The 13,499-nt window shown below is 63.2% G+C and carries 12 protein-coding genes; 5 read left to right on the forward strand and 7 right to left on the reverse strand.

The features are described 5' to 3' along the window. The 3 genes from NLI84_RS18590 to ppc all read right to left on the reverse strand — a co-directional run. The coding region (locus tag NLI84_RS18590) for a carbohydrate-binding protein (protein ID WP_255992328.1) at positions 1-930 on the reverse strand (930 nt) is incomplete at its 3' end. Positions 931-1,578: 648 nt separating this feature from the next. Next, positions 1,579-2,049 (reverse strand): hypothetical protein, encoded by a 471-nt coding sequence (locus NLI84_RS18595; RefSeq protein WP_255992329.1) that lies wholly within the window; start codon positions 2,047-2,049, stop codon positions 1,579-1,581. Positions 2,050-2,149: 100 nt separating this feature from the next. Further along, complete coding sequence (ppc, locus tag NLI84_RS18600; protein ID WP_255992330.1) at positions 2,150-4,912, reverse strand: phosphoenolpyruvate carboxylase; 2,763 nt, start codon at positions 4,910-4,912, stop codon at positions 2,150-2,152. A gap of 99 nt (positions 4,913-5,011) precedes the next feature. Between ppc and NLI84_RS18605 the strand changes: the two genes are divergently transcribed. Beyond that, positions 5,012-5,854: a PhzF family phenazine biosynthesis protein gene (locus tag NLI84_RS18605; protein WP_255992331.1), complete on the forward strand. Its 843-nt coding sequence runs from the start codon at positions 5,012-5,014 to the stop codon at positions 5,852-5,854. A gap of 151 nt (positions 5,855-6,005) precedes the next feature. Here NLI84_RS18605 and ubiB read toward each other — a convergent pair whose 3' ends face one another. Genes ubiB through NLI84_RS18625 form a run of 4 tightly spaced genes read right to left on the reverse strand, consistent with a single transcriptional unit; the run spans position 6,006 to position 9,267 of the window. Next, complete coding sequence (gene ubiB / locus NLI84_RS18610) at positions 6,006-7,520, reverse strand: ubiquinone biosynthesis regulatory protein kinase UbiB (protein WP_255992332.1); 1,515 nt, start codon at positions 7,518-7,520, stop codon at positions 6,006-6,008. After that, on the reverse strand, positions 7,520-8,080 hold the full coding sequence (locus tag NLI84_RS18615) for a ubiquinone biosynthesis accessory factor UbiJ (protein WP_255992333.1): 561 nt from the start codon (positions 8,078-8,080) through the stop codon (positions 7,520-7,522). The genes ubiB and NLI84_RS18615 overlap by 1 nt, the downstream gene beginning before the upstream one ends. Positions 8,081-8,129: 49 nt before the next feature. Continuing rightward, positions 8,130-8,867, reverse strand: a complete 738-nt coding sequence (ubiE, locus tag NLI84_RS18620) for a bifunctional demethylmenaquinone methyltransferase/2-methoxy-6-polyprenyl-1,4-benzoquinol methylase UbiE (RefSeq protein WP_255992335.1) — start codon at positions 8,865-8,867, stop codon at positions 8,130-8,132. Between the two features lie 22 nt (positions 8,868-8,889). Continuing rightward, the gene (locus NLI84_RS18625; RefSeq protein WP_255992336.1) at positions 8,890-9,267 is read right to left on the reverse strand and encodes a gamma-butyrobetaine hydroxylase family protein; all 378 of its coding nucleotides are present in this window, start codon (positions 9,265-9,267) and stop codon (positions 8,890-8,892) included. Positions 9,268-9,524: 257 nt separating this feature from the next. On the opposite strand from NLI84_RS18625, the gene phoB reads away from it, so the two are divergent. The 4 genes from phoB to NLI84_RS18645 form a co-directional block, all read left to right on the forward strand. Continuing rightward, positions 9,525-10,211: a phosphate regulon transcriptional regulator PhoB gene (gene phoB / locus NLI84_RS18630; protein ID WP_255992338.1), complete on the forward strand. Its 687-nt coding sequence runs from the start codon at positions 9,525-9,527 to the stop codon at positions 10,209-10,211. A gap of 229 nt (positions 10,212-10,440) precedes the next feature. Beyond that, positions 10,441-11,730: a phosphate regulon sensor histidine kinase PhoR gene (phoR, locus tag NLI84_RS18635; RefSeq protein ID WP_255992339.1), complete on the forward strand. Its 1,290-nt coding sequence runs from the start codon at positions 10,441-10,443 to the stop codon at positions 11,728-11,730. Between the two features lie 257 nt (positions 11,731-11,987). Continuing rightward, positions 11,988-13,025, forward strand: coding sequence for a hypothetical protein (locus tag NLI84_RS18640; RefSeq protein ID WP_255992340.1), 1,038 nt, complete (start codon positions 11,988-11,990; stop codon positions 13,023-13,025). 165 nt (positions 13,026-13,190) lie between these two features. Beyond that, positions 13,191-13,499 (forward strand): transaldolase family protein (locus tag NLI84_RS18645; protein ID WP_284699948.1); only part of this gene is annotated, 309 nt, incomplete at its 3' end.

Below are 13,499 nucleotides of genomic sequence, written 5' to 3' on the forward strand. Positions count from 1 at the left end.
CCACTTGATGGTGTCGGCCGGATCGACGCGACGGCTCGGGGTACGGCCAAAGTCGGCCCAGGCATCACCACCATCGCCGTTACCGGATTCGGTGCGGGTGAGAATGTCGCACTCGTAACCGCCGTTCTTCACATACAGGTTGCCGAACGCGTAGTTGATGAAGGTGAGGTGGCTGGCCGAGCCGCTGGACGCGATGTCGGCAACTTCGTAGCCGCGACCGTAGACACCCCATTGCGCAAAGTAAGCACCAACGATCTTGCCAGTGGACGGCGAAACCGGCGTCGGGGTCGGGCCAACCGGGGTCGGGGTCGGAGTCGTGCCAGTAACCGGCGTCGGCGTCGGAGTAGCAGGCTTCGGCGTCGGAGTAGCAACGACCAGGGTCGGGGTTGCTGGCTTCGGGGTCGGAGTAGCAACGACCGGAGTCGGGGTAGCCGTGACCGGGTTGCCGCTGACTACGCGCCATACGCCCCACGAACCGCTCTGCGCCGGGTTGTCACCCTGGGTCCACCACTGGGCTTCGTACACGACGCCTTGATAGACGACGCGATTACCTTGGGTGTACACGCTGGCGGCAGCCCAAGTCGGGTATTGGCCAGCCGGGGTCGGCGTTGCAGCTGCCGGGGTCGGCGTAGCGGCAACCGGGGTCGGGGTCGCTACAACAGGGGTCGGAGTCGCCGCGACCGGAGTCGGGGTCGGGTTGGTCGAGGTGCCAACTTCTTTCCACAGGGTAGGCGTGGATGCCGGATTCCAGTTCGCACCAACATAAGCGGTGTGCGTGACCAGAGACTGGTAGTCCTTGCCGTTGTAGCTCACGAACGTACCGGCGGAATAGGTATTACCTTCTTGCCATGCCGGATAAGCCGCGAAAGCTTGGGCTGCGAACAGCGCAGCCGGGAGTGCAGCAATTGCAAAACGATTGATTTGCGACATCTAAGGGGTCTCCATCCTCTTATTGGCGTTATTCACGCGCATCCACTGGTCTTTACCTACCGCAGAATTCGTCAGCTCATAGAAAGGCCTAACTGTCATCTGGGCGGTTACCGTACTGGCCGGGTAGCCAATCGGCGTCGACACGACTGCATTACCGCCCATGCCCCAACTGGTGTCAACCCTGTTTTCGCCCAGCAATTTGACGGCCGTTTCGCATTGTTTGCTGACAATTTAGAAAGACTACGCAACGCACCGACAACAAGCATCTTGCACCGCAATATCGCACCCCGCACACCGCCAAAAACGCAGAAAACATGCGGAAATGCACCATTTTGCGTCGCAACATTAACGCTATCTGATGTAGGTATTTGACATAAAATCTTGTAGTTTCACCATCAACCACTACGTAAATTTTCCGTCTGTCGCCGACGAAATGCAGATTAAGTGGTATTGCGTCAGCTGGCTTCATTGGCCATTTTCTTACAAAATACCAACCCTGCAAAATTTTATTAGAAATCAGTAATATATAAAGTACACCAAATTAGCCTTCGCTGTTCAGCAAAAAACTGACAGAGCGGGCTTGCCAATGGGCAGCAGCAATGCCCGGCAGTGGACTCAAACAGGCATGGGGGACAAAAAAGCGGGTGATCAGGGGCGATTGCCCAGATGCCAGCGGGCGCAGTACCACTTGGTATGGCCATTGGAGAGCCCGACCAACACGCTGCCGAACTTGGACAGGTAGCGTGGATAAGGGCCGGGGAGCGGCGTAAAGGCAATCGACAGCCGCGTTTCGATATTGCTTCGCACCGTTTCGACCTTGGTCTCGAACAAGGCACCGACCATCAGTGCGCCGCTATCGGTCACGTTGACGAAGACTTCTTCGCTCGGGTTGCCGGCCAGCAGCGCGCCTTGCGAGTCAAACCATTCGGCCTCGCCCCAGGTGCGCAGGGGCTGGCCGAGGTGCAGGCGGAAATAGTCCTGCCAGTAGGTCGGGGAAAACTCCGAGCGGCAGGTCAAGGCGGCCTCGACCTGATCGCTGAAATGCGAGGGCACCTTGCCCTTGGCCACGGTAAAGAGTGGCAATACCAGCAACAACAAGGGGAAAAAGGCAGCGCGCATGACCGGATGATACGTGCGCATCGCCGCCGCGCCTATCGCAGCCGGCATGCAAAAGCCCCGGCACGAGACCGGGGCTTTGCATGGGACAACGAGGAAACGATCAGCCGCTGTTGCGCAGACCGGCGGCAATCCCGTTGATGGTGAGGTGGACGGCGTGGCGCAGCTCCTCGCTTTCGTCACCACCGCGCAGGCGCTTGAGCAACTCGACCTGCAGGTGATTGAGCGGATCGAGGTAGGGCAGACGGTTGTCCAGGCTACGCGCCAGCATCGGATTGTCGCCCAGCAGCTCGTCGTGCTCGGTGATCGCCAGCACGGCGTCGACCGAGCGTTGCCATTCGTCCTTGATGCGGCCGAAGATACGACGCGCCACGTCCTGATCGTGCACCAGCTCCGCATAACGGGCGGCGATGGCGATGTCGGACTTGGCCAGCACCATTTCCATATTGGAGATGGTGACCTGGAAGAACGGCCAGTTCTGGTAGTGCTCACGCAGCACCGCCAGGCCCTCGTCGCCCTTGTTCTTCAGATACTCGGCGATCGCGGTACCGAAACCGTACCAACCCGGCAGCATCAAACGGCACTGACTCCACGAGAACACCCACGGAATCGCGCGCAGATCGGCGATCGAATTGGTGTTGCGGCGGGCAGCCGGGCGCGAGCCGATGTTGAGATTGGGGATTTCGTTGATCAGCGTCGCTTCGCGGAAATAGGTGATGAAGTCCGGCGTCGCGTAGACCAGGTCGCGATACGACTGATAGGCGCGCAGGCTCAGCCCTTCCATCAGGCGGCGGCGTTCGCTCGGATCGAAGTTCTCCGGCCAGGTATCGAAGCTCGCTTCCAGCGTGGCCGCAACCAGGATTTCCAGGTTGCGACGACCCACTTCGCGATCGGCGTACTTGGCAGCAATCACCTCGCCCTGCTCGGTGATGCGGATCTGGCCGTTCACCGAGCCCGGCGGCTGCGCGCGCACCGCGTCGTAGGCCGGACCGCCGCCACGGCCGACGGTACCGCCGCGGCCGTGGAACAGACGCATCTTGAAGCCGGCGTCCTCGAACACCTTCACCAGATTGAGCTCGGCCTTGTAGAGCTCCCAGTTCGACGTGAGATAACCGCCGTCCTTGTTGGAGTCCGAATAGCCCAGCATCACTTCCTGCACCAGATCGCGCGCCTTCACCAGCGAGCGCCACTGCGGAATGGCGAACAGATCGATCATGATCTGGTCACAGCCGCGCAAGTCGCCAATGGTTTCGAACAGCGGAATGATGTTGATCCGGCAGCGCACGGTCGGCGCCAGCTGCACGATGCCGACTTCGTTCATCAGCACAGCGACTTCCAGGATGTCGGACACCGATTCGCAGTTCGAGATGATGTAGTTCGGCAGCACGGCGTCGCCATACTTCGACTGCATCGCCTCGGCCGCGCGCAGGATCTCGATTTCCTTCTGCGTTTCGGCGCTGTACTCGACATAAGGGCAGATCAGCGGACGCGGGCTCGCCAGCTCGCGCAGCAGCACCACGCGACGGCTCTGCTCATCGAGCGCGAGGTAGTCTTCAAGGCCGGCCTTGTCGAACAGCTCGGCGATCACGCGATCATGGATGCCCGAGTTCTGGCGCATGTCGATCGGCGCGAGATAGAAACCGAACACCGAGACGCCACGCAACAGGCGGCGCAGACGGCCGCCCGCCAGCTTGGCGGCACCGTGCGAGCGCAGCGAGTTATAGAGGGTTTCAAGATCGGCTTCGAGTTCGTCCGCGTGCAGATAGACCGGCGCGCGCGCCACATCATGCAGCGCGTGGTGGAAGGTACCGATCTGCGTTGCGGTGGCAAACACGCGGGCGCGGATATAGGACACAGCCAGCCGGTACGGCTCCTCGCCCTTGCGGCTGCCGTCTTCCAGCGCATTGCCGTTGTCCGCCAGATCCTGCAGTTTCTGGTCGACCTGCACCAGGCGGGTCGACATCGACAGCTCGTTCTCGAGCTTGGTCAGCTGCTGATAATAGTGATCGAGCGCAATGCCGGACTGGCGCGACACCGCGTAGCGCAGCACTTCGCCGGTGACGAAGGGGTTGCCGTCGCGATCGCCGCCGATCCAGCTACCGATGTGCATGAAGTTGGGCAGCGTCACCGCCTCGCCGGTCAACTCGGCCAGGCGATCTTCCAGATCGAGGTAGAGCCGCGGCACTTCGTGCAGGAAGGTATTGCGGAAATAAGTCGAGCCATTCTCGATCTCGTCCTGCACCGTCAGCTTGAAGGTGCGGATCTCGCGGGTCTGCCACAGCGTCAGCAGCACGCGCTCCAGCGCCTGCTGGTTGCCTTCCTCTTCTTCGGGCGTCATCGCATAGCGGTCGCGCGCGGACAAGAGCTCGGCGACGGCGCGGTGACAGTCGAGGATGGTCTTGCGCTTCACTTCGGTGGGGTGAGCGGTCAGCACCGGGGCGATCAGGGTTTCACCCAGTAGCCCGAGGATGTCCTGCGGCTTCACATTACGCGCAACCAGTGCTTCGATCGCCGAGGAGATGCTGCCGCGCTGGGATGCGGAGCCTTGCATGCGGTGCGCGCGGCGGCGGCGGTTGTGGTGCAGGTCTTCCGCTATATTCGAGAGGTGCGAGAAATAGCTGAATGCGCGAACCAGCGCCACGGTGCTGTCCAGATCCAAGGACGACAACGAGCGCGCCAGCGCGCGGCCGGCTTCCGGATCGTCGCCCTGCACGTAGCGGAATGCCAGCTCACGGATCGCGTCGATACGCTCTGCGGTCGCAGCACCGGTTTGTTCACGGATGGTGTCGGCCAGTACCTTGGCTAACAGATCGAGGTCGCGCTTGAGCGGCAGGTCTTTCTCAGCAATCGGTTCTAGTACGGGCATGGCGATGACAAATCTGCGGGAAATTTTAAGAAAAATACCCGGCATTGTAGCAACAAAGCCGCCCCTCGGTCGTACCGATTACGCCCTGGACCCGCCATTGTGAATCAATACCGTTTCCACCAGTTCAACGTCTTCGGTGAGCGGCGCGGCAGCGGCAGTGCCGTGGTGGTCTGCGAAACACCGGAATTTCCCGATCCGCGTACCCTGCAGGCGCTGGCGCACCAGTTCCACGTGCCGCGCACCGTGTTCCTCGACCCGAAGCGACGGCGCCTGCGTATCTACACCCCGCAGTACGAGCAGCCCTACTCCGCCCAGGCCGTGCTGGCCGCCGCCGCCACCTGCGCCAGCCTCGGCGGCGAAGCGGGATCGCAAGCATTTTACGCGCCGCATGGCGAGGCGCGCGCATGGAACACCGACGAGCAATGGTGGCTGGAAACGCACGCTGGCGCGGTACGCCCCGCGGGACTCAACCGGATCGAAATCGCCGCCAGCCTTGGCCTCACCGAATCGGACCTCGCGAGCGAGCCATGCTTTGTCGACGCCGGGCTCGACATCCTGCTGATCGAAATCCGCAGTCGCCAGGCAGTGCTGCAGGCCGCACCCCACGCGCAACGGCTGGCGCAGCAGGTGCAGGTGGCCGGCCAGATCCCCATCGCCGCCATCTGGTGTCGCGATGGCGAGCTCGTCACGCTGCGCGTGTTCAGCTCGGACCAGTTCAACCTGTATGAGGAATTCGGCTCGGGCAGCGTGGCCGCCGCCATCGGCGCCTGGCTGCTCACGCACGGCAGCCGCCCGCCGATCACGCTGAAATTGGAGCAGGGCCATACCATCCACCGACTGGTGACCCGGCTGTCGGTCACCCACCTGCGCATCGACGACGCACGGCGGGTGCAGGTCGGCGGCAAGGTGTGGCGTATCGGCGGCGGGGAGATCGAGTGGTGAGGCGTGAGGCGTAGCTACCTCAGGCCGAACCCATCAAGCGCTTAGCCCCAGAGCAGCTCGTCCCGGTCTACCTGCACCTAGGCAGGTGAAGGCGTGCGCGCGAAGCGGGCCGGCAGCGTTCACTTCGCAACTCCCGCCTGCCGTACCAGCACTAACTCCACCACTGCGTCGCCAGCAAACCCGCCAACAGCGCCGCAATCGCGCCCAATAGCCAGTTGCGCTTCTTTTGCTCCCACATCAGCCCCTGGTAGCCGGTGACCATCAGTTCGATATGGTCGTGCCGTGCCAGCTCGTTCAATCGGCGCGGCAGGCCGGGCAGCATGGTCGCCCATTGCGGGGCCTCACGCTTGAGGTTGGCGATCAAGCCACGCCAGCCGATCTGCTCGTTCATCCAGCGCTGCAAAAAGGGCTTGGCGGTATCCCACAGGTCGAGATCCGGATCGAGCTGGCGACCGAGGCCCTCGATATTGAGCAGTGTCTTTTGCAGCAGCACCAGCTGCGGCTGGATCTCGACGTTGAAGCGGCGGCTGGTCTCAAACAGGCGCAGCAGCACCTGGCCGAACGAGATCTGCGAAATCGGCTTGTTGAAGATCGGCTCGCACACGGTACGCACCGCCGCTTCCAGCTCCTCGACCCGGGTCTCCTTGGGCACCCAGCCCGATTCAATATGGGCAGTGGCGACGCGGCGGTAATCGCGGTTGAAGAAGGCGAGGAAGTTGATCGCCAGGTACTGCTTGTCTTCGTCCGACAAGGTGCCGACGATGCCGAAATCGAGCGCGATATAGCGGTTGTCCGCGGCAACGAAGATGTTGCCTGGGTGCATGTCGGCATGGAAGAACCCATGGCGGAACACCTGGGTGAAGAAGATCTCCACGCCGTAGCGTGACAGCTTCTTCAGGTCCATGCCCGCGGCGCGCAGCTCGGCGATGCGACCGACCGGGATGCCATCCATCCACTCCAGCGTCAGTACCTCGCGCGCGGTCCAGTCGTAGAACACTTCCGGCACGATCAGCTGGTCCGAGCCCAAAAAATTGCGCCGCAGCTGCGCCGCATTGCCGGCCTCGATCATCAAATCGAGTTCGTCGTGAAGGTATTTATCGAACTCGGCGACCACCTCGCGCGGGCGCAGGCGCTTGCCGTCGACGAACAGCCGCTCGACCAGCGCGGCCATCACCCGCATCAGCGCCAGATCTGATTCGATCACCGGCAGGATGCCGGGCCGCAGCACCTTGACCGCGACCTTGCGCCCATCGGGCAGCCGCGCGCGATGCACCTGGGCGATCGACGCCGACGCCACCGGTTGGCGCTCGAACTCGGCGTACAGCGTATCGACTGGCGCGCCCAGCGCCGCCTCGATCACCGCCACCGCAATCTCGCCGTCGAACGGCGGCACCTGGTCCTGCAGCTGCGCCAGCTCGTCGGCGATGTCGGGCGGCAAGAGATCGCGCCGGGTGGACAGCACCTGGCCAAACTTCACGAAGATGGGCCCCAGCGCTTCGAGTGCCAGCCGCAGCCGTACCGCGCGCGGCGCGTCGAGTCGGCGCCAGAAAAACAGCACGCCGATCAGCTTCTTCAGGCCGTGCACGCGCTCATGGCCGAGCAGGAACTCGTCGAGCCCATAGCCGATGACGACTCGGGCAATCTTGATCAAACGGAATAGACGCATCAGTCGGATTTCTTGGTCAAGAGCTCGATACGCTTGGCCAGCCGCGCCACATCATCACGCAGGCCATCGACGTCGCCGCAGTAACGCGCCACGTCCGCCTTGTTGGCAAGCAGGGGCACCTCGTCGCGCCAGTACTCGATGAGATGCGCGACCATGCGCGCGCCGATGGCGCCGGGGATGCCGCCAAAGCGTCCGGCCAGCTTGATGATGCGCTGCGCGGCGATATCGCCGACAAAGGACGACAGCTCTTCAGCGACGTCCCAGCGCAACTCGCTCAGCACCCGGCCGACGGCCATGGCCAGTTCAGCATCACCCGCCAGGTGCAGCTGGCGCTGCGCCGAGGCGCGATCGAACACGAAGGCGATGAAGAAGGCCAGCGGCAGCGATAGCGTCGCCTCCGGCTCGGCGACGGATTTCTCGAAGCGGCCATCGGCGGTGATGCCGAGCGTGCCGGCGATCACCGGGAACTCCAGCCGCAGCACCCGCCCGGCATGACGGGCCAGTTGGGCGCCAGCGGCCGCATCACGCACCAGCAGGCGGTTGACGAGGCCGGCGAGCATCAACGTGCGCTCGGCAGCGGCAGGTATGGCGCCAAGTGGGCGAAGCGGCTCAAAACTTGTGCCCCTTGTGCAGCGCCACGATGCCACCGCTCATATTGTGATACTCGACCCGGCCAAAGCCGACGTCCTGCATCATGGTCTTCAGCGTTTCCTGGTCCGGGTGCATGCGGATCGATTCGGCTAGGTACTGATAGGAATCGGCATCGTCGGCAATAAGCTTGCCCATGAAGGGCAAGAGCTTGAACGAATAGAGGTCGTACGCCGGTTTGAGCGGTGCCCACACCTTGGAGAACTCCAGCACCAGCAAACGGCCGCCGGGCTTGAGGACGCGGTGCATCTCGGCGAGCGCCGCGTCCTTGCGCGTCATATTGCGCAGGCCGAACGCCACGGTGACGATGTCGAAATGGTTGTCGGGGAACGGCAGCTTCTCGGCGTCGCACTGCGCGGTCGGCACGGCGTAACCGGCGTCGAGCAGGCGATCGCGGCCCACGCCCAGCATCGAGCTGTTGATGTCGGTGAGCCAGACCTGGCCGGTCTTGCCGACCTTCTTGCAGAACGCCTTCGACAGATCGCCAGTGCCGCCGGCGATGTCGAGCACCTTATCGCCCGGCTTGGCGCCGCTGGTCTCGATGGTGAAGAACTTCCAGGCGCGGTGCAGGCCAGCGCTCATCAGATCGTTCATCACATCGTATTTTTGCGCCACCGAGTGGAACACCTCGGCGACCTTCTGGGCCTTCTCCGATTCCTTGACCGTCTTGAAACCGAAATGGGTGCTGGAGTCCGTCATCGTTACGCTCTTGATAGGAATGTCATTGCGGATCGCGGCTGGCGCCGGCGGCGGCCAGCTCGTCGAGATAGCCCTGCCACAGCCGCGCCTGATCGCGGCCAAGCTCATGTAGATAATCCCAGGAATAGAGGCCGGAATCGTGGCCGTCGTCGAAGGTGAGCTTCACGGCGTAATGGCCCACCGCCTCGATGTTGACGAGCTTCACCGCGCGTTTGCCCACCTGCAGCACGCCCTGGCCCACGCCATGGCCGCGCACTTCGGCCGACGGGCTCAGCACGCGCAGGTATTCGGCCGGCAGCTCATAGCGCGCGCCGTTGTCGAACGCCACTTCCAGCGTGGCGCTGGCGCGGTGCAGATGAATTTCAGTGGGTGCGGGCGTGGAAGGCTGCAGTCCGGCCATGCGGAAAACTCTCCGGGATACCGGCGCCATGATACCGCTAACCGCATGGCCTTGGCCGCAGATGATGGAGGGCGGCAATACAGCAGCCAGCACTGTGCACCACGTCGCATGCATTGCAAAGCACACTTACGACGCATTCCGACACCGGAATTACAAACAAAAATTCGCAGCGACAGCAAATCGACACTTGTAATATTTGCTTCATGTTCAAGCCTTAATCTCGCAACATTCCAAACCGCGCACCGATTGAGGACGCCATGCCCGCCAACATCCTGCTCGTTGAAGACGAACCGGCCATCCAGGAACTGATCGCCTTCAATCTCACCCAGGCCGGGCATCACGTGATGCGGGCCGACTCGGTCGAAGGCGCGCAGACCATCGTGCGCAACGCCCTGCCCGATCTGATCCTGCTCGACTGGATGCTGCCCGGCATGTCCGGCATCGATTTCGCCAGGAAGCTGCGCGGCGAGGAACGCACGCGGCAGATTCCGCTGATCATGCTGACCGCGCGCTCGGACGAACAGGACAAGATCGTCGGCCTGGAGACCGGCGCCGACGACTACATCACCAAGCCGTTCAGCCCGCGCGAATTGCAGGCGCGCATCAAGGCCGTGCTGCGTCGGCGTGCGCCGCAGGTGACCGACGACACCGTCGAGATCCAGGGCCTGCGCCTCGATCCGGCCACGCATCGCGTCACCGGCAATGGCGAGCCAATCGACCTCGGCCCCACCGAATTCCGCCTGCTGCACTTCTTCATGACGCACCCGGAGCGCGTGCATTCACGCGCGCAGCTGCTCGACCATGTGTGGGGCGACCATGTGTTCGTCGAGGAACGCACGGTCGACGTGCATATCCGCCGGCTGCGCTCGGCGCTCGAGACCTCCGGCTACGACAAGCTGATCCAGACCGTGCGTGGCACCGGCTACCGGCTCTCCGCCCAGTAAGCGCCGCACCCCCTTGGGCTACGCTGCATACATTTCCCATACGCCCTGCGCTCTCAGTGCACCGAGGAAACCCGACTTCGCCCTTCCGGACGTTGCGCGCGACTTGCCGTTACCGTTGCGCCGGGTCTTGCTGGCAGCGCTAAGCCTCGACTGACCGTAATAGAATTAAGCCATGCTGGGCGTGCGGCTCCCACGCACCCCCTTCCCATCCTTTGCGCCGGAAATCCGAATGCTTTGGCTGCGCTCCCTCATCTATTACCTGGCGATCACGCTGATCTCGCTGTTCACCGGCGGTATTGCCGGCGCCGAGGCCGGTCTGACGCTCGCCTGCGTGCTGCTCAGCCTGTCGGTGTGCTTCCACCTCTACAACCTGGGCCGGCTGTACCGCTGGATGCAGCACCCGCGGGTGGACAATGTGCCGACCAGCTTCCTGCTGTGGCAGGACGTGTTCGACAAGCTGTATGAACAGGTGCGCAACCAGCGCAAGAACCAGGACAAGCTCGCCAATACGCTGGAGCGCTTCACCAGCGCTGGGGAAGCACTGCCCGATGGCGTGATCATCCTCGACGAGTTCGATCGCATCGAGTGGTGCAACCAGGCGGCTACCCAGCATCTGGCGATCGATCGCAACTCCGATGTCTGGCAGGTGGTGACCAATATCGTGCGCCAGCCCAGCCTGCGCGAATACCTGCGCACGCAGGATTTCGCCCACCCGCTGCTGCTGCGCACCACCCGACCTACCGAGCAGGTGCTGTCGGTGCAGCTGGTGCCGTTCGATTCGACGCGCAAGCTCCTGCTCAGCCGCGACATCACCCAGCTCGACCGCGTACAGATGGTGCACCGCGACTTCATCGCCAACGTGTCGCACGAGCTGCGCACCCCGCTCACCGTGGTCGGCGGCTTTGCCGAAACGATGATGGACATGCCCGAGATGGAGCCGGCCACCCGCGCCCGGCAATTGCAGCTGATGGTCGACCAGACCCAGCGCATGCAGCGGCTGGTCGATGATCTGTTGACGCTGTCGCGGCTGGAAAACGGCCAGCAGCTCAAGGAAGAGGAAGTGGACGTACCGCAACTGGTGCGCCTGTTGCAGGCCGAGGCCGAAGGGCTGTCGCAGGGACGGCACACGATCAAGATTGCCCAGATCGCAGCGGCCAAGCTGATCGGCAATCACGACGAACTGCATTCGGCGCTGGGCAACCTCGTTTCCAACGCCATCCGCTATACGCCGCCCGGCGGCGAGATCACGCTCTCCTGGCGACTGGAACAGGGTGTGCCGGTGTTCGCCGTGCAGGACAGCGGCATCGGCGTTTCGCCCGAGCATATTCCACGCCTGACCGAGCGCTTCTACCGGGTCGACCGCGGCCGCTCGCGCGCCACCGGCGGCACCGGCCTTGGGCTTGCCATCGTCAAACATATCCTGCAACGCCATCAGGGCCAGTTGGCGGTGAAGTCCAAGCTGGGCGAAGGCAGCGAATTCGCGGCGCGCTTTCCTGGCCATCGCGCGCTCACCGATTGAGCCGAACATCGCGCATAGCGTTGCGCTGGACGGCAGCTCGCTGTGGCCCGGCCCGAGCCCGATATGCTGCAGGCACTCCCCGCCGAGCACACCTCATGTCTGCACATCAGCCAGCCCCATCCCGTCTCGTTCCACTACTCGCCTGCCTGACCCTCTGCGCCTGCGGCGGCGGAGGTAGCGAGGGCGAGCGCGATGCCCCCGCTCCCGCCCAGTCCGCGCCGTCGCCTACACCTACGCCCGTATCAATGCCTACACCCGTGTCTACGGCTGCGACGCTGCGCCACGGCGATCTGGTTTCGCTAGCCGGCGCCTTCGGCATCAACGATGTCACCAAGACCATGCTGGGTGGCAGCGGTGGCGCCATCGAATCGCAGGCCTTGGGCGCCGCCATCCCCAACGGCGGCGGCTGGACCTTCAACAACCTGGGCGGCCCGACCTCGGTGCGCAGCGATGGTCAGCGAGGCAAGGTGCTGTTCACGCCGCAGGATGCCACGCACTACAACGCAGTGCGCCGCTACGATCCAGGCTTTGCCATCGCCGAACGGCGTTACGTCTACAAAGCGCATTACGTACGCAACGTACTGCTGCTCAACGGCGCGCCCTACACCAAGAGCTACCAGTGGAAGCACGAACGCATCCATTGGCAGGATTCGGTGACCGACAGCGATGTCGAGATCAAGGTCCACAATTGGCCAACCAGCCAGGGACCGATCACCATGGTGAACCGCTCGGCCAACGACAAGAGCACCTACTGGGGCGGTGCGGCGGCCGACAGCAATGGCGGTTGGGCGCTGATGGAGATCCTGCTCTACACCGGCACCCAGGGTGGCAACGACGGCAAACTGATCACTCGCGTGCATAAAAACGGCCGCACCACGATCAGCCACAACCGCCAGGCCGAGCGCATCTATGCCGATCCGAACCTGCGGCTGCGCTATTTCGTCGAGCAGAACTACTTCGGCAACTTCGGCCAGCTTGAGGACGGCGTCGACAACACGGCCCCAAAGCCGCAAGTGCGTGAGCTGTGGTCGGACGATAGCCAGGTCATCGTCGGCAATAGCGCCACGGCCGGCTGGAAGCGGGTCGAGCTGCGCGACCAGCCTCAACTGGCGAACGCTACCATCCGCGAGCTGCAGGACTGGAGCCGCTGGAACGGCGGCATCCTGTTGCACCTGAACACCGGCGGGCTGGCGCGCGGTACACACGATCTGTTCCTGGTGGTGATCGACGGCATCGATGCCAACGGCTGGGACGTGGTCACGCATAGCCAGCCGGTGCGGGTACAGGTGGATTGAATCCACACGCGCGGGCTGGGAGGACCGGCTTTTTTCCGCCGAACGCAGCAGTTTTGCGCACGGGCAAATGTCAAACGGCGCTACATCAACGATAATGCACGCCGACGTCGCCACGGGCGACCCCGATCCCGCCCCATCATTCCGACCTAAGTCAGAGGTATAAGCATGAGCCGCATCGCCGCCATCAAACCCCTGGGCCAACGCATTTGGCTCGACAACCTGTCCCGTGGCCTGATCCAGGCCGGCACCCTGCAACAGCTGCTGGCCGACGACGCCATCGCCGGTGTCACCTCCAATCCCGCCATCTTCTACAAGGCCATCTCGTCCGATCCGCTCTACGCCAACGATCTGGCCAAGCTCAAGGCCGATGCCAGCCTCACCGCCGAGCAACGCTACGAAGCGCTGGTGATCCCAGATGTACAAGCCACGTGCGATCTGAACCTGGCGCAATACAAGTCGAGCGAAGGCCTCGAT

This window comes from Chitinolyticbacter albus (genome assembly GCF_024437655.1).
GTDB classification, from domain to species: domain Bacteria; phylum Pseudomonadota; class Gammaproteobacteria; order Burkholderiales; family Chitinibacteraceae; genus Chitinolyticbacter; species Chitinolyticbacter albus.